Below are 14426 nucleotides of genomic sequence, written 5' to 3'. Positions count from 1 at the left end.
GTTGTTTTGCCGGGGGGCGGGGCGGTCTGGTGCCCTCACCCTGACCCTCTCCACGGGAGAGGGAACAAACACTAAAAACGGCAACAAGGTTGCCGTTTTGCTTTTATTTCGCTAACGCCTTCTCGTTCTTCGCTCTCAGCTTTTTCGCCCGACTCTCCAGCACCAGATAACAGACCGTTGCCAGCGCCAGCGGCAGGAAGTAATACAGCATGCGGTATGCCAGCAGGGCCGCGATAATCGTTCCCTGAGAGACATGCTCCCCGGCCAGCAACGCGATAAACACCGCCTCCAGTACGCCGATCCCCGCCGGAATATGCACAATTACGCCCGCAATGCTGCTCACCAGCAGCACGCCCAGCACGAAGAAGTAATTTACGTCCTCGCCAATCAGCAGCCAGATAATGGCCCCCATCGCCATCCAGTTGGCGCTGGAGACGGCCATCTGCAGCACCGCAAACTTCCATGAGGGCAGTACCAGCTTTTGCCCTTTGATGGTCATATGGCGGCGTTTAGCAAACGCGCAGGCCCACAGATAAACGGCGATGATCAGCAGCAGTACGATGCCGAGAATGCGCAGCGTGGCCTCGTCGATATACCAGTGCGCGGGCAGCTGCACCACGCCGATGGTGAAGATCACCCCGCCGAGCAGAATATAGCCCAGCCAGTTGGTGGTGATGCTTAACGAGAAAATGCGCGTGATGGTCCCGCCCGGCAGGCCGAGCCGCGAATAAAGGCGATAGCGCATGCCGATGCCGCCGACCCAGGTGCTCAGCGTCAGGTTAAAGGCGTAGCAGATAAACGACACCAGCATAACCTGACGTTTGGCCAGCTTGTGGCCGCAGTAAGCTCGGCCCAGCAGGTCATAGCAGCCGTACATCAGGTAGCTGACAATAACCAGCCCCACAGCGCCCAGCAGCACCATCCGGTTATAGTTGCGGATAACTTTCCACACCTCTTCCCAGTCAACTTTCTGCGCGTAGACCACCAGCAGAACCGCGACCGCAATGAAAAACAGCCAGGTCAGGATCTTTTTTGCCAGCCGCCAGCGCGGATGCGATTTCGACATCAGGGTTTGCCTCCATCTTCCGCTTCAACACGGTCCTGGGTTTCCATTTCGGGTTGCACCGGCGGGTCCACCTGCGCAAGCTTCGGCGTATGGGCCGGCAGCCAGCCGACCATGGCCGGGAAATGGCGCAGAAAGTGGAACACCACCACGCTGATGCCCAGGTTCCACCAGGTGCGTTTGGGAACCATGGATTCGTCCACGCGCACGCAGTCGTTAACGATCAACGCCTGCAGATTATCCCGCAGGGTCTGGTTAAACTGGCGATCGTGAATGATCAGGTTAGCCTCGAGATTGAGCGATAAGCTCAGCGGATCGAGATTGCTGGAACCCACGGTGGCCCAGTGATCGTCCATCAGCGCGACCTTGCCGTGCAGCGGTCGGCGGCGATATTCGTAGATCTGTACGCCGCCCTTCACCAGATAGTTATACAGCAGGCGTGCGCCCACTTTGACAATCGGCATATCCGGCTCGCCCTGCACAATCAGCTTCACGCGTACCCCGCGTCGGGCCGCACTGCGCATGGCGTGCAGCAGGCGATAGCCCGGGAAAAAGTAGGCGTTAGCAATAATCACTTCGCGCTTCGCGTTGGCGAGCATCTTGAGATAATGACGTTCAATGTCGTCCCGGTGCTCGCCGTTATCCCGCCAGACGAAAAGGGCCTGCGCTTCGCCGGGCTTCCGGTTCTCTTCCGGGCGATTGCGGCGTCTCCACCAGCGGCGAACGGCCTCTTTACCCGGCAGGTTCTCCAGCTCAAACAGTAAGATGTCCTGCACTACCGGGCCTTCAATGCGAATGGCGTAGTCCTGCTTCGCCTCCGGGCCGTAGTCGGACATATGCTCAGCGGAGTAGTTAATGCCGCCGACAAACGCCACCGTCTCATCCACCACCACAATTTTGCGGTGCATCCGGCGGAAAAGATTGGTCCGCATGCCGAACAGGCGAGGGCCGGGATCGTAGTAGCGGAACACCACGCCCGCGGAGGTCAATTCATTCACAAACGCATCGCTGAGATCCGGCGAGCCATAGCCATCAAGCAATACTTCAATTTTGACGCCGCGCTGGGCGGCCCGTAGCAGCACGCTGTGCAACTGCTTGCCCACGTCGTCTTCGAACCAGATAAAGGTTTCGAGGATCACCTTCTGCTGTGCATGGTCAATCGCTTTAAATACGGCCGGATAATACTCGTCCCCGTTGACCAGCAGCGTGATTCGGTTGCCTTCCTGCCAGGAACATTTCATAGATGGATCTCCGCGCTGAGCGGGGCATGGTCGGAAAGATGTCGCCAGTTAAGAAGCGCCAGTGCGGTCGGGCTGCTGGCGTGGGCATTTTTCACGTAGATGCGGTCAAGCCGAAGCAGCGGGAAACGGACCGGGAAGGTGCGCGCAGGCCTGCCGTTGGCGCGAGTAAAAATCTCTTCCAGCCCGGCATCCACTTTCAACGGATGGTTTGCCCGCTGTCGCCAGTCGTTGAAATCGCCCGCCACCACCACCGGTTCACCTTCGGGAAGCGCATTGGCCCATTCGGCCAGCATTTTCAGCTGCGCCTGACGATTGGCTTCGCGCAGTCCCAGGTGAACACAGCCGACATGGATGGGCAGCTCAAGGTCGGGCGGGGTAATACGGCAGTAAAGCAGGCCGCGTTTTTCGCTCTCCCCGACGGAAACGTCGCGGTTCTCGTAATGTTCAATGGGATAACGGGACAGCACCGCGTTGCCGTGATGCCCTTCCGGATAGACCGCGTTGCGGCCGTAGGCGTAATCACTCCACATGGTGTCGGCCAGAAACTCATAGTGCGGCGTGTCGGGCCAGTTCTCAAAGTGGAGCGGATGCACTTCGTGTGCGCCCATCACCTCCTGCAGGCAGACAATATCCGCGCTAACGGTGCGTACCGCGTCGCGCAGCTCCGGTAAAATGAAGCGGCGGTTAAATGCTGTGAAGCCCTTATGAATGTTTATCGTCAGCACCTTAAGCGAGAAATGCTGCATTTTTTGAGTCATAAGCTCCTTCCTGAGTGACTATCCCAATGAAAATAAAGTGTAGTCGTCGTCACAAAAAGATGCGGCGTTACGGAATTTTCCGTAAAGTGCGGTAGTCTGATTAAGCAGAGAAAAATCCTTCAGGAGAGAAGCCATGAAGTGGCAACAACGTGTTCGTGTCGCAACTGGCCTGAGTTGCTGGCAGATAATGTTGCATTTACTGGTCGTGGCCGTACTGGTGATGGGCTGGATGAGCGGCACGCTGGTGCGTGTTGGCCTGGGGCTATGCGTCCTTTATGGCGTCACCGTGCTGTCGATGCTGTTCTTACAGCGCCACCATGAAGCGCGCTGGCGCGAGGTGGGTGATGTGCTCGAAGAGCTCACCACCACCTGGTATTTTGGTGCGGCGATGATTGTGCTTTGGCTGCTGTCGCGCGTGCTGCAAAACAACCTGCTGCTGGCCCTCGCGGGTCTGGCTATCCTCGCAGGGCCTGCGGTGGTCTCGCTGCTGACCAAAGAGAAAAAGCTACGCAATGTTGCGTCTAAACATCGCGTACGCCACTGAGCCCGTCGTGGCCGCTATGATCAGTAGCGGCCACAAACTTCCCCAGACAATATCCAGACTCGCATCCTTCAGATAGATTTGCTTGGTGATGTCCGTAAAGTGCCGAATCGGGTTTACCCACGTCAGATCCTGTAGCCACACCGGCATGTTCTCGACGGGTGAAACATAACCCGAGAGCAAAATCGCGGGCATCATAAAGACGAATACCCCGATAAACGCCTGCTGCTGCGTCGAGCAGAGCGCCGAGATCAGCAGTCCAAATCCCACCAGCGACAGCCCGTAAATCACCATAGTGAAGTAAAACAGCGCCAGCGAACCGGCGAACGGGATCTGGTAGGCCCAAATTCCCACCCCCAGCACGATGGTGGCCTGGAACGTCGCGACGATCAGCGCCGGGACCGCTTTGCCGACGAAAATTTGCCAGGTGGCGAGCGGGGAGACCAGCAGCTGGTCCAGCGTGCCCTGTTCGCGCTCGCGGGCGACGGAAAGGGAAGTCACGATCATCACCCCAATAGTGGTAATCATGGCGATCAGCGACGGCACCACGAACCACTTGTAGTCCAGGTTCGGGTTGTACCAGTTACGCACCACCAGCTCGCTGTTGTTGGGCTTCGGTTTGCCCTCCATCAGCTCCTGCTGGTAATCCTTCACCACCTGCTGCAGGTAGTTGGCGGCAATCTGGGCGCTGTTGGAGTTACGCCCGTCGAGGATCAGCTGCATCGGCGCGGTCTGGAAGGTATCCAGATTGCGGGAGAAATCCGCCGGGAACCGCACCAGCAGCAGCGCTTTTTGCGTGTCAATGGTGGGCTGGATCTCCTGCGGGCTTTTCAGCAGCAGGATGTGGGTAAAGGCTTTTGCACGGGCAAAGCGCTGCGTCAGCTCGACGGAATGTTTGCCGTTATCTTCGTTGTAAATGGCAATGGTGGCGTTGGTCACCTCAAGGGTGGCGGCAAACGGGAACAGTAAAACCTGGATCAGCACCGGTAAGACCAGAATGGCGCGGGTTTGCGGCTCACGCAGCAGGGATTGCAGCTCTTTGCGTATCAACGTCCATAATCGGTGAAACATGTTCGCTCCTTAATCTAACCGCCGTTTGGTTTTCATCCACGTCAACCCAATAAACATCGCCGCTGACGCCATTAAAAACAGCGTGTTGACGATCAGCACCACCGGAATATTCCCCGCCAGGAACAGGCTTTGCAGCGTGCTCACAAAGTAGCGCGCCGGAATAACATAGGTCACGGCGCGGATCACCGCAGGCATACTGTCTATCTGGAAGATAAACCCGGACAGCATAATCGACGGTAAAAAGGCGGCGTTGAGGGCCACCTGCGCGGCGTTGAACTGGTTGCGGGTGATGGTGGAGATGAGCAGCCCCATGCCCAGCGTGCTGAGTAAAAACAGGCTGGTGATAAAAAACAGCACCACCAGCGAGCCGCGATACGGCACGCCGAGGATAAAGACCGAGACAAGCATGCAGAGCAGCATCGCCAGCATGCCGAGGAAATAGTAGGGGATGAGCTTACACAGCAGCAGCTCGACCCGCGTCACTTCGGTAGAAAGCAGTGCCTCCATGGTCCCGCGCTCCCACTCGCGGGCGATCACCAGCGAGGTCAGGATCGCGCCAATCACCGTCATGATAATCGTCACCGCGCCCGGAATAATAAAGTGCTGACTGATGGCAGCGGGGTTAAACCAGTAGCGCGTCTGCACGTCGATGAGCGGTTTAAATTCTTCACCCCGATCTTCCGCGCGCTGCATCTGCCAGAGCTGCCAGATCCCCTCCGCGTAGCCTTGCACGAAGTTGGCGGTGTTCGGCTCGCTGCCGTCGGTAATCACCTGGATCGGCGCATCGGCATTCGCCCGCGCCATATTGGCGGCGAAATCCACCGGAATGACGATCAGACCGCGAATTTTCCCGGCCTGCATTTTCTGAATCAACTCCTGCCTGTTATCGCTGATGGTGGCGTCAATGTAGGGCGATCCGGTCATGGCGTGAGTAAAGTCCAGCGCATCTTCACTCTGCTGCTCCAGCAAAATCCCTACCCGCAGCTTGCTGGAGTCCAGGTTAATGCCGTAGCCAAAGATAAACAGCAGCAGCAGGGGGATCACTACCGCAATCAGCCAGCTGCTGGGGTCACGCACGATCTGCCGCGTCTCTTTAATGCACAGCGCGCGCACCCTGCGCCAGGAAATGACATTACTGCGCATGGGCATTCTCCTTATCCCAGTCGTGGATGAGGGTGATAAACGCCTGCTCCATGGTCGGGTCCGGAACTTCATCATCGGCGGCCTGGTTTTTCAGGTCGTCCGGGGTGCCGTGGGCAATCAGCTTGCCGCGATACACCAGCCCGATGCGGTCGCAGTACTCCGCCTCGTCCATGAAGTGGGTGGTCACCATCACGGTCACCCCTTTTTCCACCATGCTGTTGATGTGCAGCCAGAACTCGCGGCGGGTAATGGGGTCAACGCCTGAAGTCGGCTCATCAAGAAACAGAATATCCGGCTCGTGCATCAGCGAGCAGGCCAGCGCCAGCCGCTGCTTAAAGCCGAGCGGCAGCTCGTCGGTGGCGTGGGAGGCAATGTTGGTTAAGGCGAAGGCGTCGCTCATGCGCCGGATTTTCTCGTTCTGCGCCCGCCCGCGCAGGCCATATACGCCGGAGAAAAAGCGCAAATTCTGCTCGACCGTCAGGTTGCCATACAGCGAAAACTTCTGCGCCATATACCCCAGATGCTGGCGCGCCTTGCCGGAGCTGACCTTCAGGTCCATATCCAGCACCAGCGCCTTGCCGGACGTGGGCACCAGCAGGCCGCACATCATCTTAAAGGTGGTTGATTTTCCCGCGCCGTTCGGCCCGAGCAGGCCAAAAATCTCCCCGCGTTTAACCGCGAAATTGACGTTATCGGTGGCGGCGAAATCCCCGAACTTTTTGGTGAGGGATTTGGCTTCAATCACCGTCTCGCCCGGCGTGCCTTCCACCGTATGCAGAATGGCGGCAAGCGGCGACTCTGACGTACCCGCGCCGCCCAGCAGGTCGATAAACGCGTCCTCAAAGCGCGGCGCGGTCTCTTCCATCTCGATCTCAGGCATGCCGGACGCGCGGCGAATATCGTCGACGGTGGCCTCTTTTTTGAGGATCACCCGTACCGAGCGGCCCTGGATCATCCCATCGCTGACCTGCGGCAGCCTGAGCACCCGCTGCAGCAGCCTGCGGTTGGACTCCTGCGGGCTGTGCAGCAGGAAGCTCCGCCCGGCCATGCTCTGCGTCAGCGTCGTCGGCTCGCCCTGATAAAGCAGTTCGCCTTCGTTCATCAGCAGCACGTCCCGGCACTGTTCCGCTTCGTCGAGGTAGGAGGTGCTCCAGAGGATCAGCATCCCGTCGCCCGCCAGCTCGTGCACCATCTGCCACAGTTCACGGCGCGAAATCGGATCTACGCCGACGCCGGGCTCGTCCAGCAGCAGCACTTTCGGCTCGCCGACCAGCGTGCAGGCCAGCCCCAGCTTCTGCTTCATCCCGCCGGAGAGCTTGCCCGCCAGCCGGTCGGTAAACGGGCCGAGGGAGGTAAACTCCAGCAGGCGAGCGAAGGTTTTCTGCCGCGTTTCGCCGGTGACGCTGCGCAGGTCGGCGTACAGGTTCAGGTTTTCCATCACCGTCAGGTCTTCATACAGGCCAAACTTCTGCGGCATATAGCCGAGCATGGCGTGAAGGGCTCCGTCATCCTCGATCGGGTCAAGACCGAGCACGCTGGCCGTGCCTTCGTCCGGCTTGAGCAACCCCGCAAGCATCCGCATCAGGGTAGTTTTCCCCGCGCCGTCCGGACCGACCAGCCCGGTCACATAGCCTTTCTGAATGGTGCAGTTCAGCGGCGCGACGGCCGGTTTGTCCATTCCCGCGAAGCGTTTAACCAGATTGTTGAGCTGAATAACCGCGTCATTCATGTCGTTCCCCGCTGTCTACTTTTACGGTGACGGGCATGCCCTGACGCAGCGCGTCGTCCGCATCGGTCACGATGATGCGCAGGCGATACACGAGGTCGGTACGCAGGTCCGGTGTTTCAACGGTTTTCGGCGTGAATTCGGCGGTAGGGGAGACAAAGCCCACCTTGCCGTGATACGGCTTGTCCGGGCGACCGTCGGTATAGAGCAGCAGCTCGCGGCCCGGCTGCATCTGGCCGAGGTTTGGCTCATCAATGTAGGCGCGTACCCAGACCGGGCGGGTCAGGGAGAGCGTTAAGACGGTGCTGCCCGCGCTGAGCATGCTGCCCGGCTCCACGGCGCGGGTCATCAGCGTGCCGTCAGATGGGGCGATTAAGATGGTGTCGCGCAAATCCAGCTCCGCCTGAGCCAGCTGCGCCTGTGCCTGTTCAAGGCTGGCTTTCGCCTGGGCGATATCCTGCGGGCGGTTACCGGTGTGGTACTGGCTTAATTTATCCTGCGCGGACTTCAGCGTGGCCTGCGCCTGGTCGCGGGACGAGCGCGCATTTTCCAGATCGTTGGCAGAAATAGTGCGGCTTTTCCACAACCCCTGCTGGCGCGCGTAGAAGTTCTGCGCGTAGTCATAGGCGGCTTGCGCCTGCTTAACGGCAGAGGCGGCCTGGGCGATCTCTTCGTCGCGATAGCCTGCCAGCATCAGGTCATACTGCGCCTGGGCGACGGACACGCCCGCTTTGGCCTGCAGCAGCGCATTCTCATAGGGCGCTTTATCCAGCATCCCCAGCGTCTGCCCGCTTTTAATGGCATCGCCTTCGTCCACGCTCAGCGAGGCGAGACGTCCGCCCACGCGGAAGCTCATGTTCACCGTGCGAATATCCACGTTACCGTACAGCGTCAGGCCTTTATCCTGATGGCTCTGATACCACAGCCATCCACCGACTCCGGCGGCAAGCAGAACAACAACCACCAGAATGATGGCGACAGATTTTTTCATGACTTCAGGCTCCTTTGCGTTAAGCCTTGCAGGATCAGATCGACGTGACAGGCGATGACCTTACTAATCTGCGCGGCTTTATCCTCATCAAATTGTGTCCAGCCGGTGCGTAACAGGATGGTTTCCCTGCCCAGACGGAAGGCAAGAATTTCACCCAGCAGGGCATGGGTATGCAAAATTGTCTCGGTATCACTGGCATCCCGCCCGGTATAGGCGGCGATCAGCCGGGTCAGGTGCGAGTGCATTGGCTCAATCACCCGATCGTGTACCCGCTGGTAGGCGACGGTCGGGGAGAGCTGCTCCCGGGAGATAAACTTGCTCAGGTTGAGCGTATCGTCGTGCGTCAGCAGGCGGATCATATCGTGGCAGGCATTGAGAATAAGCTGGCGAACGGCGGCGCGATCGGGCGAGGGCTGGCCGAGCAGCGCGGTGGCTTCCTCAACGTGCGGGTGAAACTGCGTGCCGATGAAATCGGCGATCCACTCGGCGCAGGCGAGGTATAAATCCTCTTTTGAGCCAAAATAGTAGGTAATCGCCGCAATGTTCTGCCCGGCCAGCGCGGCAATATCGCGCGTGGTTGCATGCAGCCCGTACTCACCAAACTGCTCCAGCGCGGCGGCGATAAGCTGATTTTTGGCCTGTTCACCTTTGGTTGTTGTGGGTGTCGTATTCATGGCGGCATTAAGAATTAATCAATCGATTGATTAATATTATGCCTGATTCCCGTTAACGTCGAGGGAACGCTGAGGGATATTTATGCGCTACGTCACAAAAGCTGCTACACTCCGCTCCTTCGCGACATTGTGGTTTTTGTCCTCCCCTATTCGTCATATCTCCCTGAAAACTACACCTGTGATGGTCGGGGCGGTTCGGAGTTTTTATGTCTTTTGATTCCCTTGGCCTGAACCCGGAAATTCTGCGCGCGATCGCAGAGCAGGGCTACGTTGAGCCAACCCCAATCCAGCAGCAGGCAATCCCCGCCGTTCTTCAGGGCCGTGACCTGATGGCGAGCGCCCAGACCGGTACCGGCAAAACCGCGGGCTTTACCCTGCCGCTGCTGGAACTGCTGGTAAAAAACCAGCCGCACGCCAAAGGCCGTCGTCCGGTGCGTGCCCTGATCCTGACCCCAACCCGCGAGCTGGCGGCGCAGATTGGTGAGAACGTGCGTGACTATAGCCGCTATCTCAACATCCGCTCGCTGGTGGTTTTCGGTGGCGTCAGCATCAACCCGCAGATGATGAAGCTGCGCGGCGGCGTGGACGTGCTGATAGCAACGCCGGGCCGTCTGCTGGATCTCGAACACCAGAACGCGGTGAAGCTCGATGGCATCGAAATTCTGGTGCTGGACGAAGCCGACCGCATGCTCGACATGGGCTTTATTCACGACATTCGCCGCGTGCTGGCCAAGCTGCCCGCGCGTCGTCAGAACCTGCTCTTCTCCGCGACCTTCTCCGACGAGATCAAGGCGCTGGCGGAAAAGCTGTTGCATAACCCGCTGGAAGTGGAAGTGGCACGCCGCAACACCGCCTCCGAGCAGGTGACGCAGCACGTTCACTTTGTGGATAAAAAGCGCAAGCGGGAACTGCTTTCCCAGATGATCGGCCAGGGCAACTGGCAGCAGGTGCTGGTCTTTACCCGCACCAAGCACGGCGCCAACCACCTGGCGGAACAGCTGAATAAAGACGGCATCCGCAGCGCCGCCATTCACGGTAACAAGAGCCAGGGCGCGCGTACCCGTGCGCTGGCGGACTTCAAATCCGGCGACATCCGCGTGCTGGTGGCGACCGACATCGCCGCCCGTGGCCTCGACATTGAAGAGCTGCCGCACGTGGTGAACTACGAGCTGCCAAACGTGCCGGAAGATTACGTTCACCGTATCGGCCGTACCGGCCGCGCGGCGGCAACCGGTGAAGCGCTCTCTCTGGTCTGCGTGGACGAGCACAAGCTGCTGCGCGACATCGAGCGCCTGCTGAAGAAAGAGATCCCGCGCATCGAAACCCCGGGCTACGAAGTGGACCCGTCGATCAAAGCCGAGCCGATTCAGAACGGTCGTCAGGGCGGCGGCGGTCGCGGTCAGCAGCCGCGTCGTGCCGAAGGCGGCGCGCCTAAATCATCCGGCAAACCGCCGCGTCGTAACAACGACAGCAAACCGGCGGGTGAAAACCCGTGGCGCAGCGGCGAAGGGAAACCGGCAGGAGAAGGGCAGCGTCGACGCCGCCCGCGCAAGCCTGCTAACCCGCAGTAATCTGGAAGCCCGGTAGTAAAGCCGGGCTTTTCTTTTTGCGGCAGCGAAGAGAAAGTGCCACAATAGTGGCTGTTTATACAGTGTTTCAGGTTTTCCGATGGCTTTAACCGCTGCGCTCAAGGCGCAAATTGGCGCATGGTATAAGGCGCTACAACAGCAGATCCCCGATTTTATCCCCCGAGCGCCGCAGCGGCAGATGATTGCTGACGTGGCAAAAACGCTCGCCGGGGACGACGGGCGACATCTGGCGATTGAAGCCCCGACCGGCGTCGGGAAAACCCTGTCGTATCTCATTCCCGGCATCGCGATTGCGCGGGAAGAGGACAAAACGCTGGTGGTCAGCACCGCCAACGTGGCGCTGCAGGACCAGATCTTCAGCAAGGATTTACCCCTGCTGCGCAAAATCATCCCCGACCTGCGGTTTACGGCAGCCTTTGGGCGCGGGCGTTACGTGTGCCCGCGTAACCTGGCCGCACTTGCCAGCAGCGAGCCGAATCAACAGGATCTGCTCGCGTTTCTGGATGACGAGCTAACGCCAAACAATAAGGCCGAGCAGGAGCAGTGTGCAAAACTCAAAGCCGAGCTTGACGGCTATAAGTGGGACGGCCTGCGGGATCACACCAGCCAGTCCATCAGCGACGACCTGTGGCGCAGGCTCAGCACCGACAAAGCCAGCTGCCTGAACCGCAACTGTCACTACTACCGCGAATGCCCGTTCTTTGTCGCCCGTCGTGAGATTCAGGAAGCGGAAGTGGTTGTGGCAAACCACGCGCTGGTAATGGCGGCGCTTGAGAGCGAAGCGGTGCTGCCGGAGCCTAAAAACCTGCTGCTGGTGCTTGATGAAGGCCACCATCTGCCGGACGTGGCGCGGGATGCGCTGGAGATGAGCGCCGAAATCACCGCCCCGTGGTTCCGCCTGCAGCTGGATCTCTTCTGCAAGCTGGTGGCGACCTGCATGGAGCAGTTCCGCCCGAAAACCACGCCGCCGCTGGCGGTGCCGGAGCGGCTGAGCGACCACTGTGAAGAGGTCTATAGCCTCATTTCGTCCCTGAACAACATCCTGAATCTTTATCTTCCGGCAGCCCAGGAAGCCGAACACCGCTTTGCGATGGGTGAGCTACCGGAAGAGGTGATGGAGATCTGCCAGCAGCTGGCGAAGCATCTGGAAAAGCTGCGCGGGCTGGCGGAGATGTTCTTAAACGATCTGAGCGAGAAAACCGGCTCGCATGACGTGGTGCGTCTGCACCGCGTTCTGCTGCAGATGAACCGCGCGCTGGGGATGTTCGAAGCGCAGAGCAAGCTCTGGCGGCTGGCCTCAATGGCGCAGGCGTCCGGAGCGCCGGTCACCAAATGGGCCACCCGCGAAGTCCGGGACGGGCAGGTGCACCTGTTCTTCCACTGCGTGGGGATTCGCGTGGCCGATCAGCTGGAAAAGCTGATCTGGCGCAGCGTGCCGCACGTGGTTGTCACCTCTGCAACGCTGCGCTCCCTGAACAGTTTCTCAAGGCTGCAGGAGATGAGCGGGCTAAAAGAGAAAGCGGGCGACCGTTTCGTGGCGCTGGACTCGCCGTTTAACCACTGCGAGCAGGGCAAATTGGTCATTCCGCGCATGAAATTCGAGCCGCTTATCGACAACGAAGAGCAGCACATCGCTGAAATGGCGGCCTATTTCCGCGAACAGGTCGAGAGTAAAAAATACCCCGGCATGCTGGTGCTGTTTGCCAGTGGACGCGCCATGCAGCGTTTTCTGGAGCACGTCACCGATCTGCGTTTACTCCTGCTGGTGCAGGGTGACCAGCCGCGTTACAGGCTGGTGGAAACCCATCGTAAGCGCATTGATAACGGCGAGCGCAGCGTGCTGGTGGGATTGCAGTCTTTCGCGGAAGGTCTCGACCTGAAAGGCGACTACCTGACGCAGGTGCACATTCATAAAATTGCCTTCCCACCCATCGACAGCCCGGTGGTGATCACCGAGGGCGAATGGCTGAAAAGCCTTAACCGCTATCCATTTGAGGTGCAGAGCCTGCCTGCGGCATCGTTTAACCTGATTCAGCAGGTGGGGCGTTTGATTCGAAGCCACGGCTGCTGGGGCGAAGTGGTGATTTACGATAAACGTCTGCTCACCAAAAATTACGGTCAACGGCTCCTTAACGCGCTGCCGATCTTCCCGATCGAACAGCCGGAGGTGCCTGAGGTAAAAAAACAGCCGGTCAAACTGACCGCCGGGCGCAAGAAAAGCATCCGTTCCAGGGGGCGCAGGTAAAGGTCGGTCCAGACGAAGCGGGGCCTGCGATAATTACGGTCCCCGTTTTGGGGATAACGTTCGCCGAACTTCAGAGTGCTAACCAGCGTGCAATGGATATTGCTGAGACGGTGTATACACGGTGACAGACTGCTTTGAAGCCGGGTAAGAATATTGCCTGTATATTTCATCGCGACCCTTAATGACTTCCCACTCTTTATTTAAACAAATAATGAAGCGTTAAGAATCTCCTGTAGAACCCGCAAATACTTGAAATAAGTCCAGCATGTTATTTTTTTTATCATGAAAACAGGACCTTGATTCTGGAGAAAAAACTAACCTCCGGATATTCAACAGGGCTATATTGTTAACAAGATGATTTTTTCAGGAGTGATGCCGTGGATTATCGCAAGATTATCAAAGAGGTAGGCAGAGGCAAAAACCACGCCCGCGATTTGGACCATGAAACCGCGCGCGCGCTTTACACCCGTATGCTTAACGGCGAGGTACCGGAGCTGGAGCTGGGCGGTATCCTTATTGCGCTGCGCATTAAAGGCGAAGGTGAAGCGGAGATGCGCGGCTTCTATGAAGCCATGCAGGCGCAAACGCTGCGCTTAACGCCGCCGGTGGCAAAACCAATGCCGATCGTGATCCCGAGCTATAACGGCGCGCGCAAGCAGGCAAATTTAACCCCACTGCTCGCTATCCTGTTACACAAGCTGGGGTTCCCGGTGGTGGTGCACGGTGTAAGCGAAGATCCCACCCGCGTGCTGACGGAGACCATTTTCGGGATGCTGGGCATCGAGCCAACGCGTCATGCCGGTCAGGCGCAGGCGAAGCTGGATGGCCATCAGCCTGTTTATATCCCGGTCGGCACGCTCTGTCCGCCGCTGGAAAAGCAGCTCGATATGCGCTGGCGCATGGGCGTGCGCAACAGCGCGCACACGCTGGCGAAACTGGCCACGCCGTTTGGCGAAGATGCCGCCCTGCGTCTCTCCAGCGTCTCGCACCCGGAATACGTGGCGCGCGTGGGGCAATTTTTTGAGGCTATTGGCGGAAGGGCGTTGCTGATGCACGGCACGGAAGGTGAGGTTTATGCGAACCCGCAGCGCTGCCCGCAGGTGATGCTGATTGATTCTGCAGGTACGCGCGCCATTCTGGAACGCGGGGAAGAGAATGCCGGTGTGATATTGCCTGAGGCAAAAGATCCTCATACCACAGCCCACTGGATTGAGCAGTGCCTTGCCGGAAATGTTCCTGTTCCGCATTCGATCAAACTGCAGATGGCCTGCTGTTTGCTGGCAACCGGAGAGGTGGAATCCGTGCAGGCCGGCCTTGAACGCGTGGCACAGGCGTTTTAGACAAAAAAAAGCCCGTCCAGTGGCGGACGGGCAAGCAAGGGTAA

At 58.7% G+C, this 14426-nt stretch carries 12 protein-coding genes; 4 read left to right on the top strand and 8 right to left on the bottom strand.

Translation table 11 applies throughout. The features are described 5' to 3' along the window. Window positions 1-103: 103 nt before the first annotated feature. The 3 genes from UTM25_RS15785 to UTM25_RS15775 are packed head-to-tail and all read right to left on the bottom strand — an operon-like array spanning window position 104 to window position 3062. Window positions 104-1066 carry a lysylphosphatidylglycerol synthase transmembrane domain-containing protein gene (locus tag UTM25_RS15785; RefSeq protein WP_023310857.1) on the bottom strand — a complete coding sequence of 321 codons (963 nt, stop codon included), beginning with the start codon at window positions 1064-1066 and terminating at the stop codon, window positions 104-106. Beyond that, a complete protein-coding gene (clsB, locus tag UTM25_RS15780) occupies window positions 1066-2304 on the bottom strand; it encodes a cardiolipin synthase ClsB (RefSeq protein WP_194399877.1) in 1239 nt (412 codons plus the stop codon). Before clsB ends, UTM25_RS15785 begins: the two co-directional genes overlap by 1 nt. After that, the gene (locus UTM25_RS15775; protein WP_320715030.1) at window positions 2301-3062 is read right to left on the bottom strand and encodes an endonuclease/exonuclease/phosphatase family protein; all 762 of its coding nucleotides are present in this window, start codon (window positions 3060-3062) and stop codon (window positions 2301-2303) included. Before UTM25_RS15775 ends, clsB begins: the two co-directional genes overlap by 4 nt. A gap of 133 nt (window positions 3063-3195) precedes the next feature. Between UTM25_RS15775 and UTM25_RS15770 the strand changes: the two genes are divergently transcribed. Then, window positions 3196-3606, top strand: coding sequence for a YbhQ family protein (locus UTM25_RS15770; protein ID WP_014883088.1), 411 nt, complete (start codon window positions 3196-3198; stop codon window positions 3604-3606). On the opposite strand, the gene UTM25_RS15765 is transcribed toward UTM25_RS15770, so the two are convergent. Genes UTM25_RS15765 through cecR form a run of 5 tightly spaced genes read right to left on the bottom strand, consistent with a single transcriptional unit; the run spans window position 3568 to window position 9208 of the window. Continuing rightward, window positions 3568-4674 carry an ABC transporter permease gene (locus UTM25_RS15765; RefSeq protein ID WP_320715029.1) on the bottom strand — a complete coding sequence of 369 codons (1107 nt, stop codon included), beginning with the start codon at window positions 4672-4674 and terminating at the stop codon, window positions 3568-3570. The genes UTM25_RS15770 and UTM25_RS15765 overlap by 39 nt on opposite strands. 9 nt (window positions 4675-4683) lie before the next feature. Next, the gene (locus UTM25_RS15760; RefSeq protein ID WP_194399880.1) at window positions 4684-5817 is read right to left on the bottom strand and encodes an ABC transporter permease; all 1134 of its coding nucleotides are present in this window, start codon (window positions 5815-5817) and stop codon (window positions 4684-4686) included. Further along, window positions 5807-7546, bottom strand: a complete 1740-nt coding sequence (locus tag UTM25_RS15755) for an ATP-binding cassette domain-containing protein (protein WP_194399881.1) — start codon at window positions 7544-7546, stop codon at window positions 5807-5809. Before UTM25_RS15755 ends, UTM25_RS15760 begins: the two co-directional genes overlap by 11 nt. Beyond that, complete coding sequence (gene hlyD, locus UTM25_RS15750) at window positions 7539-8534, bottom strand: secretion protein HlyD (RefSeq protein ID WP_194399882.1); 996 nt, start codon at window positions 8532-8534, stop codon at window positions 7539-7541. Before hlyD ends, UTM25_RS15755 begins: the two co-directional genes overlap by 8 nt. After that, window positions 8531-9208 carry a transcriptional regulator CecR gene (cecR, locus tag UTM25_RS15745; protein ID WP_194399883.1) on the bottom strand — a complete coding sequence of 226 codons (678 nt, stop codon included), beginning with the start codon at window positions 9206-9208 and terminating at the stop codon, window positions 8531-8533. Before cecR ends, hlyD begins: the two co-directional genes overlap by 4 nt. Before the next feature lie 206 nt (window positions 9209-9414). On the opposite strand from cecR, the gene rhlE reads away from it, so the two are divergent. From rhlE to ybiB, 3 genes are all read left to right on the top strand, one after another. Then, a complete protein-coding gene (rhlE, locus tag UTM25_RS15740) occupies window positions 9415-10779 on the top strand; it encodes an ATP-dependent RNA helicase RhlE (protein WP_023310866.1) in 1365 nt (454 codons plus the stop codon). A 97-nt stretch (window positions 10780-10876) separates the two neighbouring features. Then, window positions 10877-13042 (top strand): ATP-dependent DNA helicase DinG, encoded by a 2166-nt coding sequence (gene dinG, locus UTM25_RS15735; RefSeq protein WP_320715026.1) that lies wholly within the window; start codon window positions 10877-10879, stop codon window positions 13040-13042. Window positions 13043-13419: 377 nt separating this feature from the next. Next, the gene (gene ybiB, locus UTM25_RS15730) at window positions 13420-14382 is read left to right on the top strand and encodes a DNA-binding protein YbiB (protein WP_194399885.1); all 963 of its coding nucleotides are present in this window, start codon (window positions 13420-13422) and stop codon (window positions 14380-14382) included. Window positions 14383-14426 lie beyond the last annotated feature (44 nt).

It is taken from the genome of Enterobacter sp. 61D5, assembly GCF_034107965.1.
Taxonomy (GTDB): domain Bacteria; phylum Pseudomonadota; class Gammaproteobacteria; order Enterobacterales; family Enterobacteriaceae; genus Enterobacter; species Enterobacter cloacae_M.
The sequence above is the reverse complement of the archived record's forward strand: the minus strand, read 5'-3'. Positions and strand labels throughout refer to the sequence as shown.

Bases quoted from the DNA above. Each gene is read 5' to 3' on its own strand.
- UTM25_RS15785 (WP_023310857.1), bottom strand. From the start codon at position 1,066: ATGTCGAAATCGCATCCGCGCTGGCGGCTGGCAAAAAAGATCCTGACC.
- clsB (WP_194399877.1), bottom strand. From the start codon at position 2,304: ATGAAATGTTCCTGGCAGGAAGGCAACCGAATCACGCTGCTGGTCAAC.
- UTM25_RS15775 (WP_320715030.1), bottom strand. From the start codon at position 3,062: ATGACTCAAAAAATGCAGCATTTCTCGCTTAAGGTGCTGACGATAAAC.
- UTM25_RS15770 (WP_014883088.1), top strand. From the start codon at position 3,196: ATGAAGTGGCAACAACGTGTTCGTGTCGCAACTGGCCTGAGTTGCTGG.
- UTM25_RS15765 (WP_320715029.1), bottom strand. From the start codon at position 4,674: ATGTTTCACCGATTATGGACGTTGATACGCAAAGAGCTGCAATCCCTG.
- UTM25_RS15760 (WP_194399880.1), bottom strand. From the start codon at position 5,817: ATGCGCAGTAATGTCATTTCCTGGCGCAGGGTGCGCGCGCTGTGCATT.
- UTM25_RS15755 (WP_194399881.1), bottom strand. From the start codon at position 7,546: ATGAATGACGCGGTTATTCAGCTCAACAATCTGGTTAAACGCTTCGCG.
- hlyD (WP_194399882.1), bottom strand. From the start codon at position 8,534: ATGAAAAAATCTGTCGCCATCATTCTGGTGGTTGTTGTTCTGCTTGCC.
- cecR (WP_194399883.1), bottom strand. From the start codon at position 9,208: ATGAATACGACACCCACAACAACCAAAGGTGAACAGGCCAAAAATCAG.
- rhlE (WP_023310866.1), top strand. From the start codon at position 9,415: ATGTCTTTTGATTCCCTTGGCCTGAACCCGGAAATTCTGCGCGCGATC.
- dinG (WP_320715026.1), top strand. From the start codon at position 10,877: ATGGCTTTAACCGCTGCGCTCAAGGCGCAAATTGGCGCATGGTATAAG.